Origin of the sequence: Mariniflexile sp. TRM1-10 (assembly GCF_003425985.1) — a bacterium.
Lineage (GTDB): Bacteria > Bacteroidota > Bacteroidia > Flavobacteriales > Flavobacteriaceae > Mariniflexile.
Window position 1 is genome coordinate 1,537,959 of sequence record NZ_CP022985.1, and the last position, 16,766, is coordinate 1,554,724.

At 34.7% G+C, this 16,766-nt stretch carries 12 protein-coding genes and 1 pseudogene; 5 read left to right on the forward strand and 8 right to left on the reverse strand.

Going from position 1 to position 16,766, the window contains the following annotated elements:
• The first annotated feature begins 3 nt into the window (after window positions 1-3).
• The 5 genes from CJ739_RS06570 to CJ739_RS06595 all read left to right on the forward strand — a co-directional run bounded on the left by CJ739_RS06570 (window position 4) and on the right by CJ739_RS06595 (window position 4,858).
• The gene (locus CJ739_RS06570; RefSeq protein WP_117173597.1) at window positions 4-918 is read left to right on the forward strand and encodes a metal ABC transporter solute-binding protein, Zn/Mn family; all 915 of its coding nucleotides are present in this window, start codon (window positions 4-6) and stop codon (window positions 916-918) included.
• 234 nt (window positions 919-1,152) lie between these two features.
• Window positions 1,153-1,890 carry a metal ABC transporter ATP-binding protein gene (locus tag CJ739_RS06575; protein WP_117173599.1) on the forward strand — a complete coding sequence of 246 codons (738 nt, stop codon included), beginning with the start codon at window positions 1,153-1,155 and terminating at the stop codon, window positions 1,888-1,890.
• A gap of 339 nt (window positions 1,891-2,229) precedes the next feature.
• Window positions 2,230-3,339 carry a metal ABC transporter permease gene (locus tag CJ739_RS06585; RefSeq protein ID WP_409446122.1) on the forward strand — a complete coding sequence of 370 codons (1,110 nt, stop codon included), beginning with the start codon at window positions 2,230-2,232 and terminating at the stop codon, window positions 3,337-3,339.
• The gene (locus tag CJ739_RS06590) at window positions 3,332-4,492 is read left to right on the forward strand and encodes a metal ABC transporter permease (RefSeq protein ID WP_117173605.1); all 1,161 of its coding nucleotides are present in this window, start codon (window positions 3,332-3,334) and stop codon (window positions 4,490-4,492) included. Before CJ739_RS06585 ends, CJ739_RS06590 begins: the two co-directional genes overlap by 8 nt.
• Before the next feature lie 6 nt (window positions 4,493-4,498).
• Entirely contained in the window at window positions 4,499-4,858 is a 360-nt protein-coding gene (locus CJ739_RS06595; RefSeq protein ID WP_117173607.1) for a YraN family protein, read from the forward strand.
• A 134-nt stretch (window positions 4,859-4,992) separates the two neighbouring features.
• Here CJ739_RS06595 and CJ739_RS06600 read toward each other — a convergent pair whose 3' ends face one another.
• The 8 genes and pseudogenes from CJ739_RS06600 to CJ739_RS06645 form a co-directional block, all read right to left on the reverse strand.
• Entirely contained in the window at window positions 4,993-5,469 is a 477-nt protein-coding gene (locus CJ739_RS06600) for an SMI1/KNR4 family protein (RefSeq protein WP_117173609.1), read from the reverse strand.
• A pseudogene (locus CJ739_RS20760) lies at window positions 5,436-5,606 on the reverse strand (HNH endonuclease); the annotation flags it as partial. The gene CJ739_RS06600 and the pseudogene CJ739_RS20760, both read right to left, overlap by 34 nt.
• Before the next feature lie 277 nt (window positions 5,607-5,883).
• Complete coding sequence (locus CJ739_RS06610; protein ID WP_117173611.1) at window positions 5,884-6,225, reverse strand: DUF2019 domain-containing protein; 342 nt, start codon at window positions 6,223-6,225, stop codon at window positions 5,884-5,886.
• Window positions 6,226-6,615: 390 nt separating this feature from the next.
• Window positions 6,616-7,302, reverse strand: a complete 687-nt coding sequence (locus CJ739_RS06620; RefSeq protein WP_117173613.1) for a hypothetical protein — start codon at window positions 7,300-7,302, stop codon at window positions 6,616-6,618.
• 360 nt (window positions 7,303-7,662) lie between these two features.
• Window positions 7,663-8,079 carry a DUF5958 family protein gene (locus tag CJ739_RS06630; protein ID WP_117173615.1) on the reverse strand — a complete coding sequence of 139 codons (417 nt, stop codon included), beginning with the start codon at window positions 8,077-8,079 and terminating at the stop codon, window positions 7,663-7,665.
• 2 nt (window positions 8,080-8,081) lie between these two features.
• Window positions 8,082-12,641, reverse strand: coding sequence for a DUF6443 domain-containing protein (locus tag CJ739_RS06635; protein WP_117173617.1), 4,560 nt, complete (start codon window positions 12,639-12,641; stop codon window positions 8,082-8,084).
• Window positions 12,642-12,699: 58 nt separating this feature from the next.
• The gene (locus tag CJ739_RS06640; RefSeq protein WP_117173619.1) at window positions 12,700-13,155 is read right to left on the reverse strand and encodes a hypothetical protein; all 456 of its coding nucleotides are present in this window, start codon (window positions 13,153-13,155) and stop codon (window positions 12,700-12,702) included.
• 40 nt (window positions 13,156-13,195) lie between these two features.
• On the reverse strand, window positions 13,196-16,672 hold the full coding sequence (locus CJ739_RS06645) for an RHS repeat domain-containing protein (protein WP_162880145.1): 3,477 nt from the start codon (window positions 16,670-16,672) through the stop codon (window positions 13,196-13,198).
• Between the last annotated feature and the right edge of the window lie 94 nt (window positions 16,673-16,766).

Here is a 16,766-nt window from a genome sequence, read left to right on the forward strand (position 1 = left end):
TAAATGAATAAACAAATAATACTTGCTCTAATAGTAATCACCTTACTATTTAGCTGCAAAAACAACAAGCAAAATAATGGCAAACTTAATGTTGTAACCACCACTACAATGATTACCGATTTGGTAAACAATATTGGTGGTGATTTAATAAACGTGCAAGGCCTTATGGGAAGCGGTGTCGACCCGCATTTATATAAAGCGAGCGAGGGCGATGTTACAAAACTGGTCAATGCCGATATTATCTTTTATGGCGGACTGCATTTAGAAGGCAAGCTTGTTGAAGTGTTTGAAAAAATGGCATACCAAAACATAAAAACCATTGCAGTTTCAGATGCCTTAGATGCTAAAACCCTTATTGGTTCTGAATATTTTCAAGGAAATTACGATCCGCATATATGGTTTAACATTGGTTATTGGAAAACCATAACCAACTACGTAGTTAAAGCCTTATCGGAAGCCAACCCTGAAAACAAAGTCGCTTTTGAAACAAATGGGAAACACTATATCGAGCAACTTAACCAGCTGGAGACAGAAATAAAATCCATAATCGATACACTTCCAAAAGATAAACGTATTTTAGTAACGGCGCATGATGCCTTTAATTATTTTGGAAAGGAATATGGATTTAATGTAGTAGGCCTACAGGGTATTTCAACAGCCACCGAAGCCGGTGTACAAGATGTTCAAAAACTAGCTTCCTTTATTATTGAACACCAAGTAAAAGCTATTTTTGTTGAAAGCTCAGTCCCTAAACGCACTATTGAAGCGCTTCAGGCAGCTGTAAATTCTAAAAACCATCATGTTGCCATTGGTGGAACTCTATATTCTGATGCTTTAGGAAGCGCAGGAACAGTTGAAAGCACCTATATTGGCATGTTTAAATACAATGTAAACACGATAGTGAATGCATTAAAATAGAAATAAAAAATTTCTTGAAACAGACTATCCTCGAGTCAAAGCCATAGAGGTATTTCGCCTGTTTCATTTTGACCTCTGGGTCAAAAATCGAAATTTTGTATTTTACCTCACCCAGAACTGCCTTTTCGGGCAGTTCTGACCTCTCCAAAGGAGAGGTGAATTGGATACCCCGAGGCAGGGCCTTCGGGGAATTATTTGAATTAATTAGAAGCTATTCCTGTTAAAAACAATAATATGAGTAAAAATATAGCCGTACAAGTAGACGATTTAACGGTAGCATACAATTACAAGCCTGTACTTTGGGATATCGATCTAGAAATTCCTGAAGGTGTACTCATGGCTATTGTAGGTCCTAACGGCGCAGGAAAATCAACCCTTATAAAATCTATTTTGGGCATTTTAAAACCCATTGCAGGAAGCATTTCCATCTACGGCAAACCATACAACAAACAACGTCACCTTGTGGCTTATGTGCCCCAAAAAGGCAGCGTAGATTGGGACTTTCCAACAACCGCTTTAGATGTGGTTATGATGGGAACTTACGGCAGTTTAGGCTGGATAAAACGCCCCGGACAAAAAGAAAAGAAAGCAGCCTTGGAAGCTTTGGAAAAAGTAGGTATGCTATCTTTTAAAGGCAGACAGATTAGTCAGCTTTCTGGTGGACAGCAGCAACGTATTTTTTTAGCTAGAGCTTTGGTTCAAGATGCCGCCATCTATTTTATGGATGAGCCTTTTCAAGGTGTCGATGCTACTACAGAAATTGCCATTATCAATATTTTAAAAGAATTACGCAAAGCCGGCAAAACAGTTATTGTAGTACACCACGATTTACAAACCGTACCGGAATATTTTGATTGGGTAACTTTTTTAAACGTTAAAAAAATTGCCACAGGCCCTGTAAAGGATATTTTTAATGATGACAACCTAACAAAAACCTATGGCATTAACTATAAAGTAAGTATTCAGGAATAGTGATTAATGATTAGTGATTAATGATTAATTGATAGTGGTCAGTGGTCAGTGGTCAGTGAAAATATGATTATGAAAGAAGTTAAATTCAAATTTGAAGATTTAAAAGTTTATACTAAAGCATTGAACTTCGTCGATTTGGCATATAAAACCTATAAAAGTTTTCTTAGTATGTTGTTTGTTCAACCATTGGAAAACGTCAAAATTATATTTCAGCAGCTATTGAAAATCAACTATGAGAAAAACTTGTCAAATTATCAAAAATGAGCACAAATCCCCAAAAATATCTTAAAAACAAAAACTAAACTCTAATCCCTAAAAGCTATAGAACTAAAAGACTACATAGAACTCGTAATAAGTGATTACACACTTCGCACCATTACGCTTGGCACCGCAATTCTTGGGGCTGTAACAGGTATGTTGGGCAGTTTTGCCGTATTACGAAAACAAAGCTTACTTGGCGATGCCATTTCGCATGCTGCGCTACCCGGAATAGCTATTGCCTTTTTAATCACTGGTATTAAAGACAGCCATGTATTACTTTTAGGAGCTTTAATTAGCGGACTTATCGGCACATTTTGGATACGAGGAATTATCACCAAAACACATTTAAAATCAGATACCGCCTTGGGCCTAATCTTATCCGTCTTTTTCGGATTTGGAATGCTACTGCTCACCTTTATCCAAAAACAGCCTAATGCCAACCAAGCAGGTTTAGACAAATATTTGTTTGGGCAAGCCGCCACCTTAGTTGAAAGCGATGTTTGGTTAATGACTATAGTTACCAGTATTTGTCTAATCATTATGTTACTATTCTGGAAAGAATTTAAAATTCTATTATTCGATGCCGATTATACCAAAACCTTAGGGTTTAATACAAAAACAATTGATGTTTTAATCACCTGTTTCATTGTTTTGGCTATTGTTTTAGGCTTGCAGACCGTCGGTGTTGTACTAATGAGTGCCATGCTTTTAGCTCCTGCTGCTGCTGCACGACAATGGACAAACAGTTTAAGTACCATGGTAATACTTGCTGCTACTTTTGGTGCGTTTTCCGGTGTTTTTGGCACTGCTATTAGTGCCAGCCAAAACAATCTGTCAACAGGTCCGGTAATTGTTATTGTTGCCAGTGTTTTTGTTTTGGCCTCTTTTATCTTTTCTCCTAACCGAGGCTTACTATTTAGGCAAATTCGCTTCATTAAAAACCGTCACGATTTAGAACTTCATAAAACATTGTCTTTGATGTATCACATTGCGGAAAATCACGATAACATATCACATCCACATGCCATTAAAATATTGAATAACTTCCATGGTTTTACAAAAGGTACGCTCAAAAAATTAGTAGATAAAAATTATGTAACGCTTGATGGTAATATGTGGAGCTTAACTGAACAAGGCTATAAAACAGCAGCTAATTTGTACAACCAGCAATCGCAAGAACATGAATAATGCACAAATTGAAATACAAATAATTGCCAGTCTTGTAGCTATAGCTTGTGCCATTCCTGGAACATTTTTGGTACTTCGAAAAATGGCCATGATTAGCGATGCTATTAGCCATTCTATTTTACCGGGAATTGTTATTGGATTCTTTATAACCCAAGATTTAAATTCACCATTATTAATTCTTTTAGCTGCTTTAACAGGAATTATTACAGTCATTTTAGTAGAGCGCATTCAAAAAACAGGTTTGGTTAAAGAAGACACCGCTATAGGCCTAGTCTTTCCTGCGTTGTTTAGCATCGGTGTTATTCTTATTGCTAAAAATGCCAACGATGTGCATCTAGATGTTGATGCCGTATTATTAGGTGAACTCGCCTTTGCACCATTCGATAGGCTGATGATTTCTGGAATTGACGCTGGTCCAAAATCGTTATGGATTATTGGTAGTATTTTAACTGTTACTATTGGGCTATTAATTGCCTTTTTTAAGGAATTAAAAGTAAGCACCTTCGATGCCGGTCTATCCGCATCCTTAGGTTTTTCTCCAGCCATTATGCATTATGGTTTAATGACGGTTTCTTCAATAACGACCGTTGGCGCTTTTGATGCCGTTGGTGCTATTTTGGTGGTCGCCTTAATGATTGCCCCTGCGGCAACAGCTTATCTGCTCACAACCAATTTAAAGAAAATGCTTGGTTTAGCCATATTTTTTGGAATGTTTAGTGCCATTGCAGGCTACTGGGTTGCACATGGGTTAGATGCATCAATAGCGGGCTCCATTACTACCATGTTGGGCATTATCTTTTTTATTGTGTATTTGTTCGCACCTAGTAAAGGTATTATTGCCGTGTTATACAGAGAAAGACAACAGCGCACCGAAGTTTCTTTACTTACTTTTTTATTACATTTAAAGAATCATAACGAAGAAAGCGAGCGTCATGTAAATCATTTAAACGAGCATATTAATTGGCAAAAAGTACGTTCGAAAACGGTATTAGACCTCGCATTAAAAAACAACATGATTACTATAAACAATCACATTGTTTTTTTAACTGAGAAAGGAAATGAATTCACCTCTCAAGCAATTGATTATATTATCACCAATGAAAATGCCCAAATAGAACACATGAAAGAAGATTTCTTTCTGTTTAGGGGCTAACAACTTATGGCAAAACACAACGAACTTGGCAAAGAAGGCGAGCAACTAGCTGTCGATTTACTGTTGAAAAACGGTTACGCTATTTTAGAACGCAATTATAGATTTGATAAAGCCGAAGTAGACATTATTGCACAAAAAGACACTATTTTGGCCATTGTTGAGGTAAAAACGCGTTCGACTGTCGATTTTGGAAATCCGCAGGATTTTGTAAAACCCAAGCAGATACAACGTTTGGTTAAAGCAGTTGATGAATACATAACGGTAAACGGATTAGATATTGAAGTGCGTTTTGATATCATCGCCATTGTAAAAAGAGGAAACGCATTGAATGTAGAGCATTTAGAAAACGCATTTTATCATTTTTAATTCCTGCGAAGGCAGGAATCTCATAAATAAGCAACTAAAAACCCCGCTCCTCCAATGGCTCTTTCTGCTTAGGTAGCTGACTTCTAAACTAACTGGCGGATTTGTAAGTCCCGTCTTAGCAGCAACGGTCTATATCACCCAAAGTCTTCTTTCAATCCTGCGATAAATTCACTAAAGCTCTTCGAAACAAGATACAGATTTGAATAATTCGTATCATTCGATTTTTTATAATCTACTTCATTTTCATGATCCCAAAAGTAAATATGCCCTTCATTGTCTTTATGGCATGAAATACAAATCAAGTTTCCACCTGGGTCGTGGGCAATTGGCAGTATATGAATAGGAAGACGTTTTTCACCTAATTTATATACTTGAATATAATTTCTCAAATTATCATATTCTCCATCATATATCGCCAAAAACCAATCAATACACGATTCTGTCCAATTCCCGTTTTCGTTAAATTTAAATACGTTAGGAGTACATTGACCACCATTGTATTTTAGCAAATGTTCCTTATACTCAGTAGGAAAGGTTAAATCAACATATTTTTCTATCTCCTCAATTTGAATAAGATTTAGCTTTGATTCTGTTTGATAAAAAGTGGCCATAAACTATTATTACGATTACTATTTTTAATATTCCATAATGAAAAACCTCCAGTATGACCTGTTTGAGAATGTACCCCTGTTTCAACAAGCTGCATCCTACCAGTAGTCTGATGATGGTGCCATGTGTGCCCTTTAGGTGTTGACCCATACCCTGCAGCGTTTTAATAATCGTGGAAGATATTTCTTTTTTTTCTGTAAGTAGGGTTTAATCTTACTTACACTAAGGTTTTTTGTTTTTATCCTTATTTAAAGTAGGAGTTTGCCTTGTTTTTTAGTGGATGATGTCAATGGCCAAGAACAAAGCTAGGTCTTGTAAAAAGTATAGCTAAAAAATGAATAAAATTAAATTAAGCAAAAAAGGAAAGTGGCTTATTTTACTTTCCTTTTAATAGCAAATCTAAAGCAACGATTTATTTAGAGTAAATTCAGTTTTCCTTCTTTCCAAAGTTGTAGTGTTGTTTTGGCTGATAATCCTGTAATACTTGTAAGTTCTGTTAATTTCTCTAAAGATTTTACAGCAAGTTCTGGATTATTCTTCAAAGAGAAGGTGGCAGCCCAGAGCTTTACACTTTCTTCCCTTTCATTTAACAAATCCACAAAAATATTTAAGGCTTTCTGGACTTTAGCTTCGTCATAAATATTTTGAAGCTTCTTATGTATCCTATTCGCCTTTTTATGGTCGCCTCCAGCTACTGCCTTTCCATATTCAATTGCTTGTTTTAAAAAATCATCTTTTATATTCTCTTTTTTCATCATGTGTCCACTTAAAACTTCTTAATACATCTATTCCATATTGATATTGTTCATTATAAGGCAAAGTCTTAATATAATCCCTTACTCGCATACTTGTACCTGGCATTAAAGAGTTATAATGTCCTGTCACCTGACCATGAAGAGAACCTTTAAATCCTTCTGGTATACTAATTATAGTATTAGTATTTGTATACTCTGTTGTCCAAATTTCACAGCATTATCAGCATGTTGTTCAACGATATGATGCCAATGTTTATCTTTTCCTGCTGGTCCCATTGCATTTTTAAATGCAGAATAAGAATCGAAGCTTCGAGTACTTTAACTACATCTGCATATCTATAACCTTTGTGTTATACCCTTAGCAGAACTAGTTTCAATAATTATATCCTATTCTTATACTACGAGTTCAGAACTCTTAAGCTTTGTTATTTTCTTGTCCTGTTTGTTGATTTCTATCTGCTTTAAAAACTCTTCTCGGCTACTTACTTTTTTTTGTAATCCCTGTAGCCAAGTATCAAATTTACCATACCACATTTCAAACATCTTCATATTCCAATTTTTGCTCGCCTGTTGAATTTGATTTAAAACATTTTGAACCTGCGATTGACTTCCCGTGTATAGAGCCGTATTAAATTTTAACTCAAATAGCTTTGCTTGTTCTGCTGAATTTGTTCTGACCAACATATCACCAAATAGGCTATCCACAAATTCAAACAATGATTTCAAAGTAACATCGCCATTCAACGAAACAGATATTTGCTTTTTAAAGCAGTCTACGGCATCATTAAAAAAGGTAGTATGCTTTGCGTAAGGAATATTAAATTGTAGCCCTTTCTTGTTATAAAGTTGCTTCATTAAAATAGGTGCATCTAAACACTTTTTCACATCATTTTGCCATAAAGAATAAATTACAAAGTGTGGTCTGTATTCTTCCGAATGAGGCAACTTTATCAACTCTATTCCAACAACACAACAGCCAATCATTTTATATAATTTATTTTGTGCAAATGTCGAAAGTTGAGGAAAGGCGTTTAACCATTCCTCAGTAATTTTCTTTTTTACTTCTTTATCTATTGCCATTGTTTGTTAAGGTCTAATTACTTGTATCGGTAATCCGAAGTTATTAAAATATTTATTGTATTGGGCTGGGCTCATCACCGCTTTACCGAACTTAAAATCATAGATAATCCCATTTGTATGGTCAATTACATCAAGGAAACCACGATTACCTACACCTTTGTTGAAGTATAATCCTGTTTCTAAGCCTCTACTTCCGTAAATACTTTGGTAACGATTTAGAGTTCATTTACGTATTGATGTTTGCAGTACCTGCAACACCTCCCCACTCCTCCAATGGCTCTTTCTGCTAAGGTGGCGGACTTCTGAACTAACTGCAGATTTATAAGTCCTATCTTAGCGGCATCTGCGTATCTATAAACTTTATGGTATTTTATTAATATTTGTCTCGTCAGACAAATCCCAATACCACCACTTATCGGGATTATTTTTTTCTACTAAAAACCTCCTTTTATACGCTATCTTAAATAGGCTCAAAAACAACACAAAAACCTTCTCTAACTCGTTAAAGGGTAAAGATATAAGCTTTTTAAGATTATGGTTTGAAACACCTTTTCTTAACAAAACACAAGGCGTAAAAGTAGGTTTCAGGCTACTATTCGCTATAGCAAATTCGATATCTCTTTCTTCCGGCTTTGATTGAAGAATAAGAAATACTATTTCATTTAAAAACATTTTCCGAGAACCCATATCAAAACTTCTAAATAAACTTAAAAGAGGCTCTATATCGACAAGTTCCTGTCCATATTTATTAATCAATATTTCGTGTTCTATTTTCATGATTAAGGTCGAGGGTTTATAATTATATGTGGTTTTGTTGGGTCAAGAGAACCTTTAAAAATATCTATATTACTAGGTGTATTATCCAAAACCGAACGAGAGCCAGGTAAAGAGTTTTTAATCGTACTCCAATTTTTACTATTAAGTTCTGGTATTACATAATCCCAGTCAGAATATGCACCTGCTGTACCTTTTGCTCGACTACCAACAACTGTAATAGGTTTGTTAATTCGGGTAGCCGCATTTTCAATTCTAAGCAGATCTCCTTTGGATAAAACATTTGTACTCGTCTTAGAAGCATCTGCAACATCGTCAACTTTATTTGCTACTTTATTTATTTTTCTTAAATCCCCTCCATCTACGAAAGGAATTAAAGCACCTGCAACTTCATATTCTATATTATCTGTCCTTTTCTTAGCATAATTAGTAAAGGCTTCTTCCATATCACCGTATATAACTCCCTCTCCAACTGCTGCGAGTTCTTCTCCATATGGAATCATTTCAACCATATCTCTAGTGGCTTGAACCGTATTGTTCATACCTTCAGAAAGTATACCCAAAATTCTCGATTTTTCTTGAAGTCTACTTTCAGCTTCGCGGTCTGTGCCTTGTGATGCAGCTAAAGATTCTGCATCTCCATATAATTCATGGAAAAAATTACCTGCATATTGCATGAAACTTGGTGCATCTGGTGACATTCCATCATAATCTTGAAAATATATAGGATTATTGAAAGCGAAATTATAAGGACTATGTCTTCTCATATCTTCAGCTAATGGATCCAAATTCATCCACCTTCCTAATGCCGGGTCATAATTCCTTGCGGACACATCATACCAATTAAGACCTAATGATTTATCATACTCTTTACCACCAAATTTATATTGTAAAGCAGGATTGGCAAATGCCGTTGGGCTATCATTATACCCCTTCTGCTTGAGCCCGAAGGGATAGTAGTTGTTCTCTCCTAGTATTTCAGTAGGGACCGTAATAATTTGATTTTCATCGCTATCTCGATAACTCAATCTTATGTTACCTAAATGGTCTTTGAATTGGTATACGTATTTAAAGCCATTTTCAGTATCTACATATCCTTCTGGATGGTTAAAGAATTTCAAAGAACTGCCTTCGTACAAATAATTGCCTGCGTAGTAGGTATAAGATGGATTTGGATTTCCATCTATCTCTACCTTCTTTTCAAGTTTTACTCCTGTGGCGTCGTAAATATAAGAAATTGTTCCATTTCCTCCACCACCGTTTATCGAAACACTTATTGGCAAGTTTAAATGGTTGTAGATAATACCATCGGATGTTACATCTCCTATACCCTTATTGAGGTCTTTAAGCATATTGCCATTGGTATCGTAAGTATAATCGTTACCACTGTTTCCGTCCTTAAAACCAAAGCTTCTGAAGTTACTATAAGTTGGGGCCGAATCGTCAACCTTTAACAATTGGTTACTGTCGTTTTCATAGGTATAGGTTAGGTAATCAATCCGTGCATAGGTACTGGTACCTTCATTGTAACCATTTCGTATTAGCCTGTTTATGTTACCGTTTTTATCATATTGTATAGATTCCGTAAAACGAGTGATATTGTCTACTGCTCCTGTCAACCTGTTTAGTGCATCATAACTATATTTATACCATCTTAAATTAGTATCTTCATTGTTACTGCGCCACTCGGTTTCTGATATGTTCCCATTGTACAAAGACGTAGCACCATGATCTGGTGTATTATAGTTAAGCTTCAAGGTAAATAGGTCGTTACCTAATGTGGTTGGATCATTTATTTGCTTTAGCCAGCCATGTATGTTATAACTATAATTAACCGTTTGTAATCCAGCCGAGCTTTCTATATTGGTTGCTACATTGCCCCCTACTTTTTTGCTCTCTAGCTGCCCAAGCTCGTCATATTTATTAAGTACAATCAGTTCGTCTGCCGAATTGCCTATCTTTTGTTTCTGTGACATAAGTCGTCCCGCGTGGTCATAAGTAAAGGTATCTGTTGTCGCAATGGTATTTCCTGATCTGTAATGCGTGGTCATGGACTTTTCTGCTTTACCTACAAAATCCAAATGGGTCTCTACGATATCCGTTGTTCCCAAATACCCGTTAACATTTTTCACATAGATAGCCCGACCCTTATCATCGTAGCCCATAACCGTGGTAATCCAACTGGATGTCTCTAAAACCTTTACCTTACTTCCTGTGGCCAGTCCTTTGGTCTTTAGCTTATTGGTATTATCATGATTGACAACAGCTTCTCCATTATCCAAAACAGAAGGGATCGTGTAAACGCTAAAGTCATAATCATCATAATAGTTTATGGTCAATATTTCCATATCCGTATTTGGAAAATCATCATTGGTATAATAGCTACCTAAGTAGCCTGTTCCCGTTGATACTTGCGACTCATAATTTTGCAGTTCACTTTTACTGTTAAATGTTCCTTGTAAAGATTCTCTTGAACTATCTGAATTAAAAATACCAGTGTAAATGCCCCTTCCAAAAGCATCATATTTTGTAAACAACCATTTATCTTTAGATAAACTGGTATTATTAGCTTTTCTCTGGTTGGAATCTTGGGTCAATACAGGTCTATCTAATTTATCATACACAATATATTCCCATCCTTTTCCGGGTATTTTCTTTTCTATAAGTCTGTCTCTGTCATCATATCTGTATTGGTATGCCAAATTATCCAATTGAGTTTGATCAATTGGTGGCGGTGCAAAACTGCTTTGATAATTGGATAAGTTAATTACTAAGGTTTGATCTATATCTGAAAAAAGTGAATATGTTGAATTAATATATAATTTACCCCCTTGTATATATGCCTCTCCCAAATCCTCTATTGGATAAGAATAGGATTCTTTTATTATTCCCAAGCTCATGTCTGGAAGTTGAGAACCTAAATCTAAATCCATAATAAGACCATCATTTAATTCCGTATTGTTATAATCATAAGCATAAATAAAAATGACTAAATTACCGTCGTTATTAAAATTAAAATTAATAGAATTATGACCTGTATCTTCAAAAGCTAAACCAGTAACATTATTATAAGATTTACTTATCCAATTTTGCTGTGTTATTTCTTTATATATTGTCATTTTTGGTGGCAGCACATAAGTTAAGTTACCATATTCATCATACACATAATAGGTATCGTGCCATTTGTCCATATTGAAGGTGCGCTTCATTATGACGCGACCTTGTTTGTCTTTGTATTCCTCAGTGGTATGGTCATTAGGATAAGTTTGGTTCGGTTGCCAGTTCTCGTTTTTGGTCACTGTTTTGTGTAGCTTATTTGTTGGGTAAACACCTTCGTCTTCCAATTGAGGTGTTTCTTTGTTTCCTCCAATAAAAGAGATGCCATATTGCTTTACATAATCTGAAACTGAATTGGTTTGATATTCAAACTTAATGGTATGGTCAGTATCTAGTGTTTTATTCACTGCCCAATCGGCTCCCGGTACTCCCTGTTCCAAGATCCTGTTAAGTGGAGATGCTTCCATATGCTTTTCTGAGTACGGGTTTAAGGTGTTCTCGTATTTTGTGGTATTATAGAAACTAAAAGTAGGGCTGAATGCATCATTTCTGTACTGTCCTCCATTGGTCGTGGTTGCATAGGGCAAGTATTCTTTATCCTGTCTTCCATAAGCATCATAACCGATGTGTGTAACAACATCTTCTCCATTGCCCCCTGCTCGTATCCCAACACTTTGCTTCGGTCTGCCAAAGCCGTCAAAATAGGTGACCGATTCTATTTTTTGGCCATCATTTAATGAAGAAATATCTGCTGTCCCTATTTGTGGGGCAAGGGTGTAAATGTAGCTTTCATCACTTAATACTGTTGAGGGATCTATGGTATAGTCAACATATGCACTGCTACCGCTCCATAAATTGTATAGGCTATTATATGCCCTGAGGTAGACACGCGATCCCGATGTACGATCGATATAGGGATCCGAATTGTCTTTGCTTTTTCCATTGGATGACTCCTGCCAGTACCATGTTACAACAGTACTGTTTATAGGTGTCCCCCTGGTTACCCTTGTATAACCTGTGTAATTGGCTACCGCAGGTGTCGCAGGTGTTGATGGCTCCGTGATTGTAACCCCTAGGGTGCCATCATGATCAAAATAGGGCCCCACAAAAATATCCGCATAGATTGAATGGGAATTAACAGAAGATGCCCATGAAACATTGATCAGCGGGGTTTCATCATCGTAGTAGCTAAAAAAATAACTGGAAGTGATGCCCCCTGTTTGATATGTGGTAGCACCGGGTTCATCAATCTTACATTCATCGCAGGACCAGTCAATTTCAGTATCGTACAAAATATAGTAATCATTTTGAACCTGATAGGTTTCTTGATACTCACCGGTATTGTTATATGTATCTAAAATTACAAAGTTAGCCCCTGAACCATAGAGTTTATATTCTCCATCCGTATCATATAATCCCTGGCCATGTATTAAAATATTGGTCGAGAGAAACAGAATGGCAACTAGAATCCAAGACCTCTGATATATGTTTAAGTTTTGTTTTTTCATGATTGTGCGTTTATATGGGTTCTACCAAAGAGCCGAACCTTTTAGCTGGTTTATCTACTCATTCTGTTTTACTGTAGTAATACTTGGTAAACAGGGGCTTGGTCTTTTCAAAGACCTTTTGGACACCTATAACCAAGCGATCGGATGTCAAAAGGATTATTTTATAGTTCTTTTCAATACCCCTTGAATCCACCAACGCTATCTGCTGGTCGTTCCTCAATTCCCATTTGGCATCCGTCCCCCTGCCATCGGCCAATGACAGCACAAAACGGCCATCCCCAAAAAAGCTTATCCTGCGCCCCTTGTACACCGATTCGAATCGCTGTAAGCGCATCGGGCTGCGTTCCATGTCCTTAAGCTGTGACCTGCCGTTACTATCCATGGCCGCTAAGCTGGCCTCATAGTCAAAAGCCCAAGTTCCTATTAAATCATTGGTGTTTTCCTGCGACCATATATTTTGGGACAGGCATAAAAAAAGCATAATGGCTCCAAGTATATTTCTGTGTGTTATCATAATTGTCTATTTATTGGTATTGTTCCGCAGAATAGTAAGGTTACTGCTGCTCTTTATAATGGTACTTGTTTTTGCTCAATATTTTATTATCAGCATCTTTAACAAATTCCAAACGATTAAATTCATCATACTTGTAGTAAGTCGTATAACCTCTTGGATCTGTTATACTAGTCACCCCTATTAGAGGATCATAAGTAAAAGTAGTCACTGTTATATTTTTATTATTATCATGAATTATTTGACGCAAATTATTAAGCCAGTCTTTAAGGTTTTGTTCAGAAGAATCATCAATATCATTGTTTGATAAAGTCGACAAATAAGATAATTGTTGACCGTATTCATTATTAAACCATGTATTTACTTCATAAAAAGAAGCCCCTTCTATTCTCGCGATAGGAACAGTTTTTTTATAACCCCAAAGTATTACTACTTCATTATCTTTTTCTTTTTTATATTGTTCTACATTATGCTTATTGTCATAACGAGAAATAGTAATTTTGCTAACCATATCTTCATCAGTAACAAAATGATTACCATTAAAGTCTGAATAAGCATGAGCATAGACGTAATTATCCAACAAATCCTTTTTCTCCAATTGAGAAGATTTACTTAATACATAGTAATAAGATGATACACCATATTCATCTATCTGTGTAGAAACCACTTTATTATTTACTGTTTTAACAATTTCTATTGGAATATTATGAATATTTTTATCAGCTATAATCTTATATATATTTGGAGTTATTACTGTAACCCAATTACCTAAATGGTCTTGTTCCAAATGAGACCACTCAGCTTGAAAATCTATAGGGTATTTATATTTAGTATGGTATACATCTCCATTAGAATCTTCGTAACTTGTTGATGATAGTAAATTACCATGCGTATAAGTATTTGTAGATGTCTCTGAAACACTTGAAGTTTCATTATTATAATAATTAGTCTTTATAATATGAGTAGGAACTAATCCAATATTATAATAAATATCATAAAATGACCACAACCAAGCCGTGGGGCCAACAGTAATATCATAATCCTTATTTATGCCATATATAATAGGACGATTAAATAATCGATATTTTAGAGATGTAATTTTATTATCTGTACCTGTATCGATGATACTTCCTACCAAATCATATTGGTATTCCTCTTTATAAACCTTAAAACCTAATTCATTTGAGTAAGTGTAGTTATTTAATTGACCAAAAAAACGATTCCAATTAGGTTTTGGTGCATAAGGATGGGACTCTCCGTTAACATTTGCATATTGATAATAGGTATTAAAAATTTGTAATGTCAAATTATCAATTGTAGCTATACTTTGGGGACAAGAAGGAGTAGTTTGAGAAGGACCACTAAAAAATGATGTTTGCCAATAATATGTTTTATATGATTGTTTTTGTATAAATTTGTCGAGATTAAAAGTATTAGGTATAGGCACATCTAAACCTCCAAGAACATTGAAATTATATTGCTTTTTTCCATTACCGCCCTCATCAATTGAAACATATTCGTAAACTAAAGGTTCAGTAATATTAGATGCTAATGCAATTTGAGAAGAAGAAAACCTTCTTGTAGTCATTGCAAAATATTTATCTGGATTAACAGTTGGAGAATAGTTAACATACCCCCCATTACCATCATAAAAAACACAATCATAATTCCATGCTGTAAAAGGTTCAGGAGGCGATTTGGAATAATCATAATCAGTATAAGCATAGCCACCATAATTTGATACAGATGGTCCTATATAAGCAGGATTTGCATACCTTATCCCACTAGATGGCACAATTTCATAAACAAAATTCCAAGGGATATGTGTTGCAAACATTGGTAAATAAGATACTTTACCACTTGAAATCCCTGTAATTGGGGAATTATAGTCATAGTCTAAATGCTCAATATTTTGTCCATCAAAATATTCAATTCTATCTACTCTTACTCCATTTCCATTAATTGTAGTGTTTCCTGTTGTATAAGTATCTAAAGTAAAATCATTCGGCTCATAGAAAAATTCTTTATAACCTCCTGTTTGATAGCTTATCTTTTTTAACATTCCCATATGTACTGTCGTGGGATTAGTGTTTCTACCTATGCTTCCATATTCGTATACAATAGACTCATTAATAGGCGGAAAAATATGGTATTCTGGTGATTGCCCATTAAAGGTAACATAAGTTTTAGGGACTAATGAATTAGAATTATTGTCATTAAAATATCCCCAAAAATCTTGCTCTGTAGAAACTCTAGATGGTAAAGAAAAATCTGTATAATATTGAAATTCTTGGAGAAATTTATCATTCTCTAATATTTTATCTAATTTCAACCTTTTGTATTCATAATTATTGCTGCTAGGAATGTTTGGAGAAATAAAATAACTGTGTTGAAAATTATACTTTTTAATCTCTATATTATTATAGTCTTTTATAATTAATTCGTTTAATTTTAAGCCACCATTTAAATCATCTCTAGATGAATTATTAAATACTAATTTAAAAGAATCTGAAGTAATTAGTTTTATTTTTTTAGAATTGATAATAAAATCTGTAGATTCAGTCTCAGAACTGTTTGCTATGTCATAATTTGAAGTATCATTAATATTGGTATCTTCACATTGTTGGTCAACACAAATTTTACCCATTTCTGCATTTTTAATTTGATATGTTAACATTTCATCATCGTATTCAAATAGTATTTCTAAATTATCTTTGTTTTTAACACTTTTTAAATGCCATGATGAATAAAAATCCAGTTGTCTTTGTCGTTTAGCCCTAGAAGATAAGAATTCCCATTGTGAAGCCGAATTATAATGGGTTTGAGAATATTCTCTTTCAGAAAATAAATATTCCGTACCTTTAATATCGATTACAGTAAATGTCTTTAATGTATTATCTGACGAATCTAATGTATATTTAAATTTAAAATTATCATTGGATAGATTAACGATTTCTTTGTTTTTATTAAAAACGAATTTTCCACTATATCCAAAAAAATTAAAATAAAACAAATCAGGTTGTGTATCATTTCTTGTCTGTAAATTTGACTCATTAATCTTATCTTTAAAGAAATCCAAAGATGAAGACTCATTATAACCATTAAGAAGAATATTAGTCTGAAATGCAGCTATTTCCGTCATTATATTGGTATGTAAAATACCAGATCCGTGGTCGTTACTTAATATATCATCGGGCAAATCTATTACTGATCTGGTAATTACACCTCCTGCAAAAAGATTCCAGCCAACTCCTATATATGATGGAATTTCTTCGATTTTTATTCCAGAACTTGAATATATAAGATTAATAGGAAACGTATCTTCCCCTAGCTTCATATTCCAAAGTGACAAATTTTGAGCAACCCTTCCTGAATTGCTAACCACATCCTTTTCGACAGAAACAAGAGACGCTACAGTAGGAGAAGGAGGTATCCCAATATCTTTTTGAGAATAACCATATAAGGCTATGAAATTAAAGATAACCAAAAAAAGACTATTAATACTTATTAGTTTCTTCATAATTTTAATTTTTAAACAATTCATTAATCAATTACTATTTATATCGTCGGTAAATATTGGTGACACAGAAGATAAACTTCCAGAAAAAGGCGTT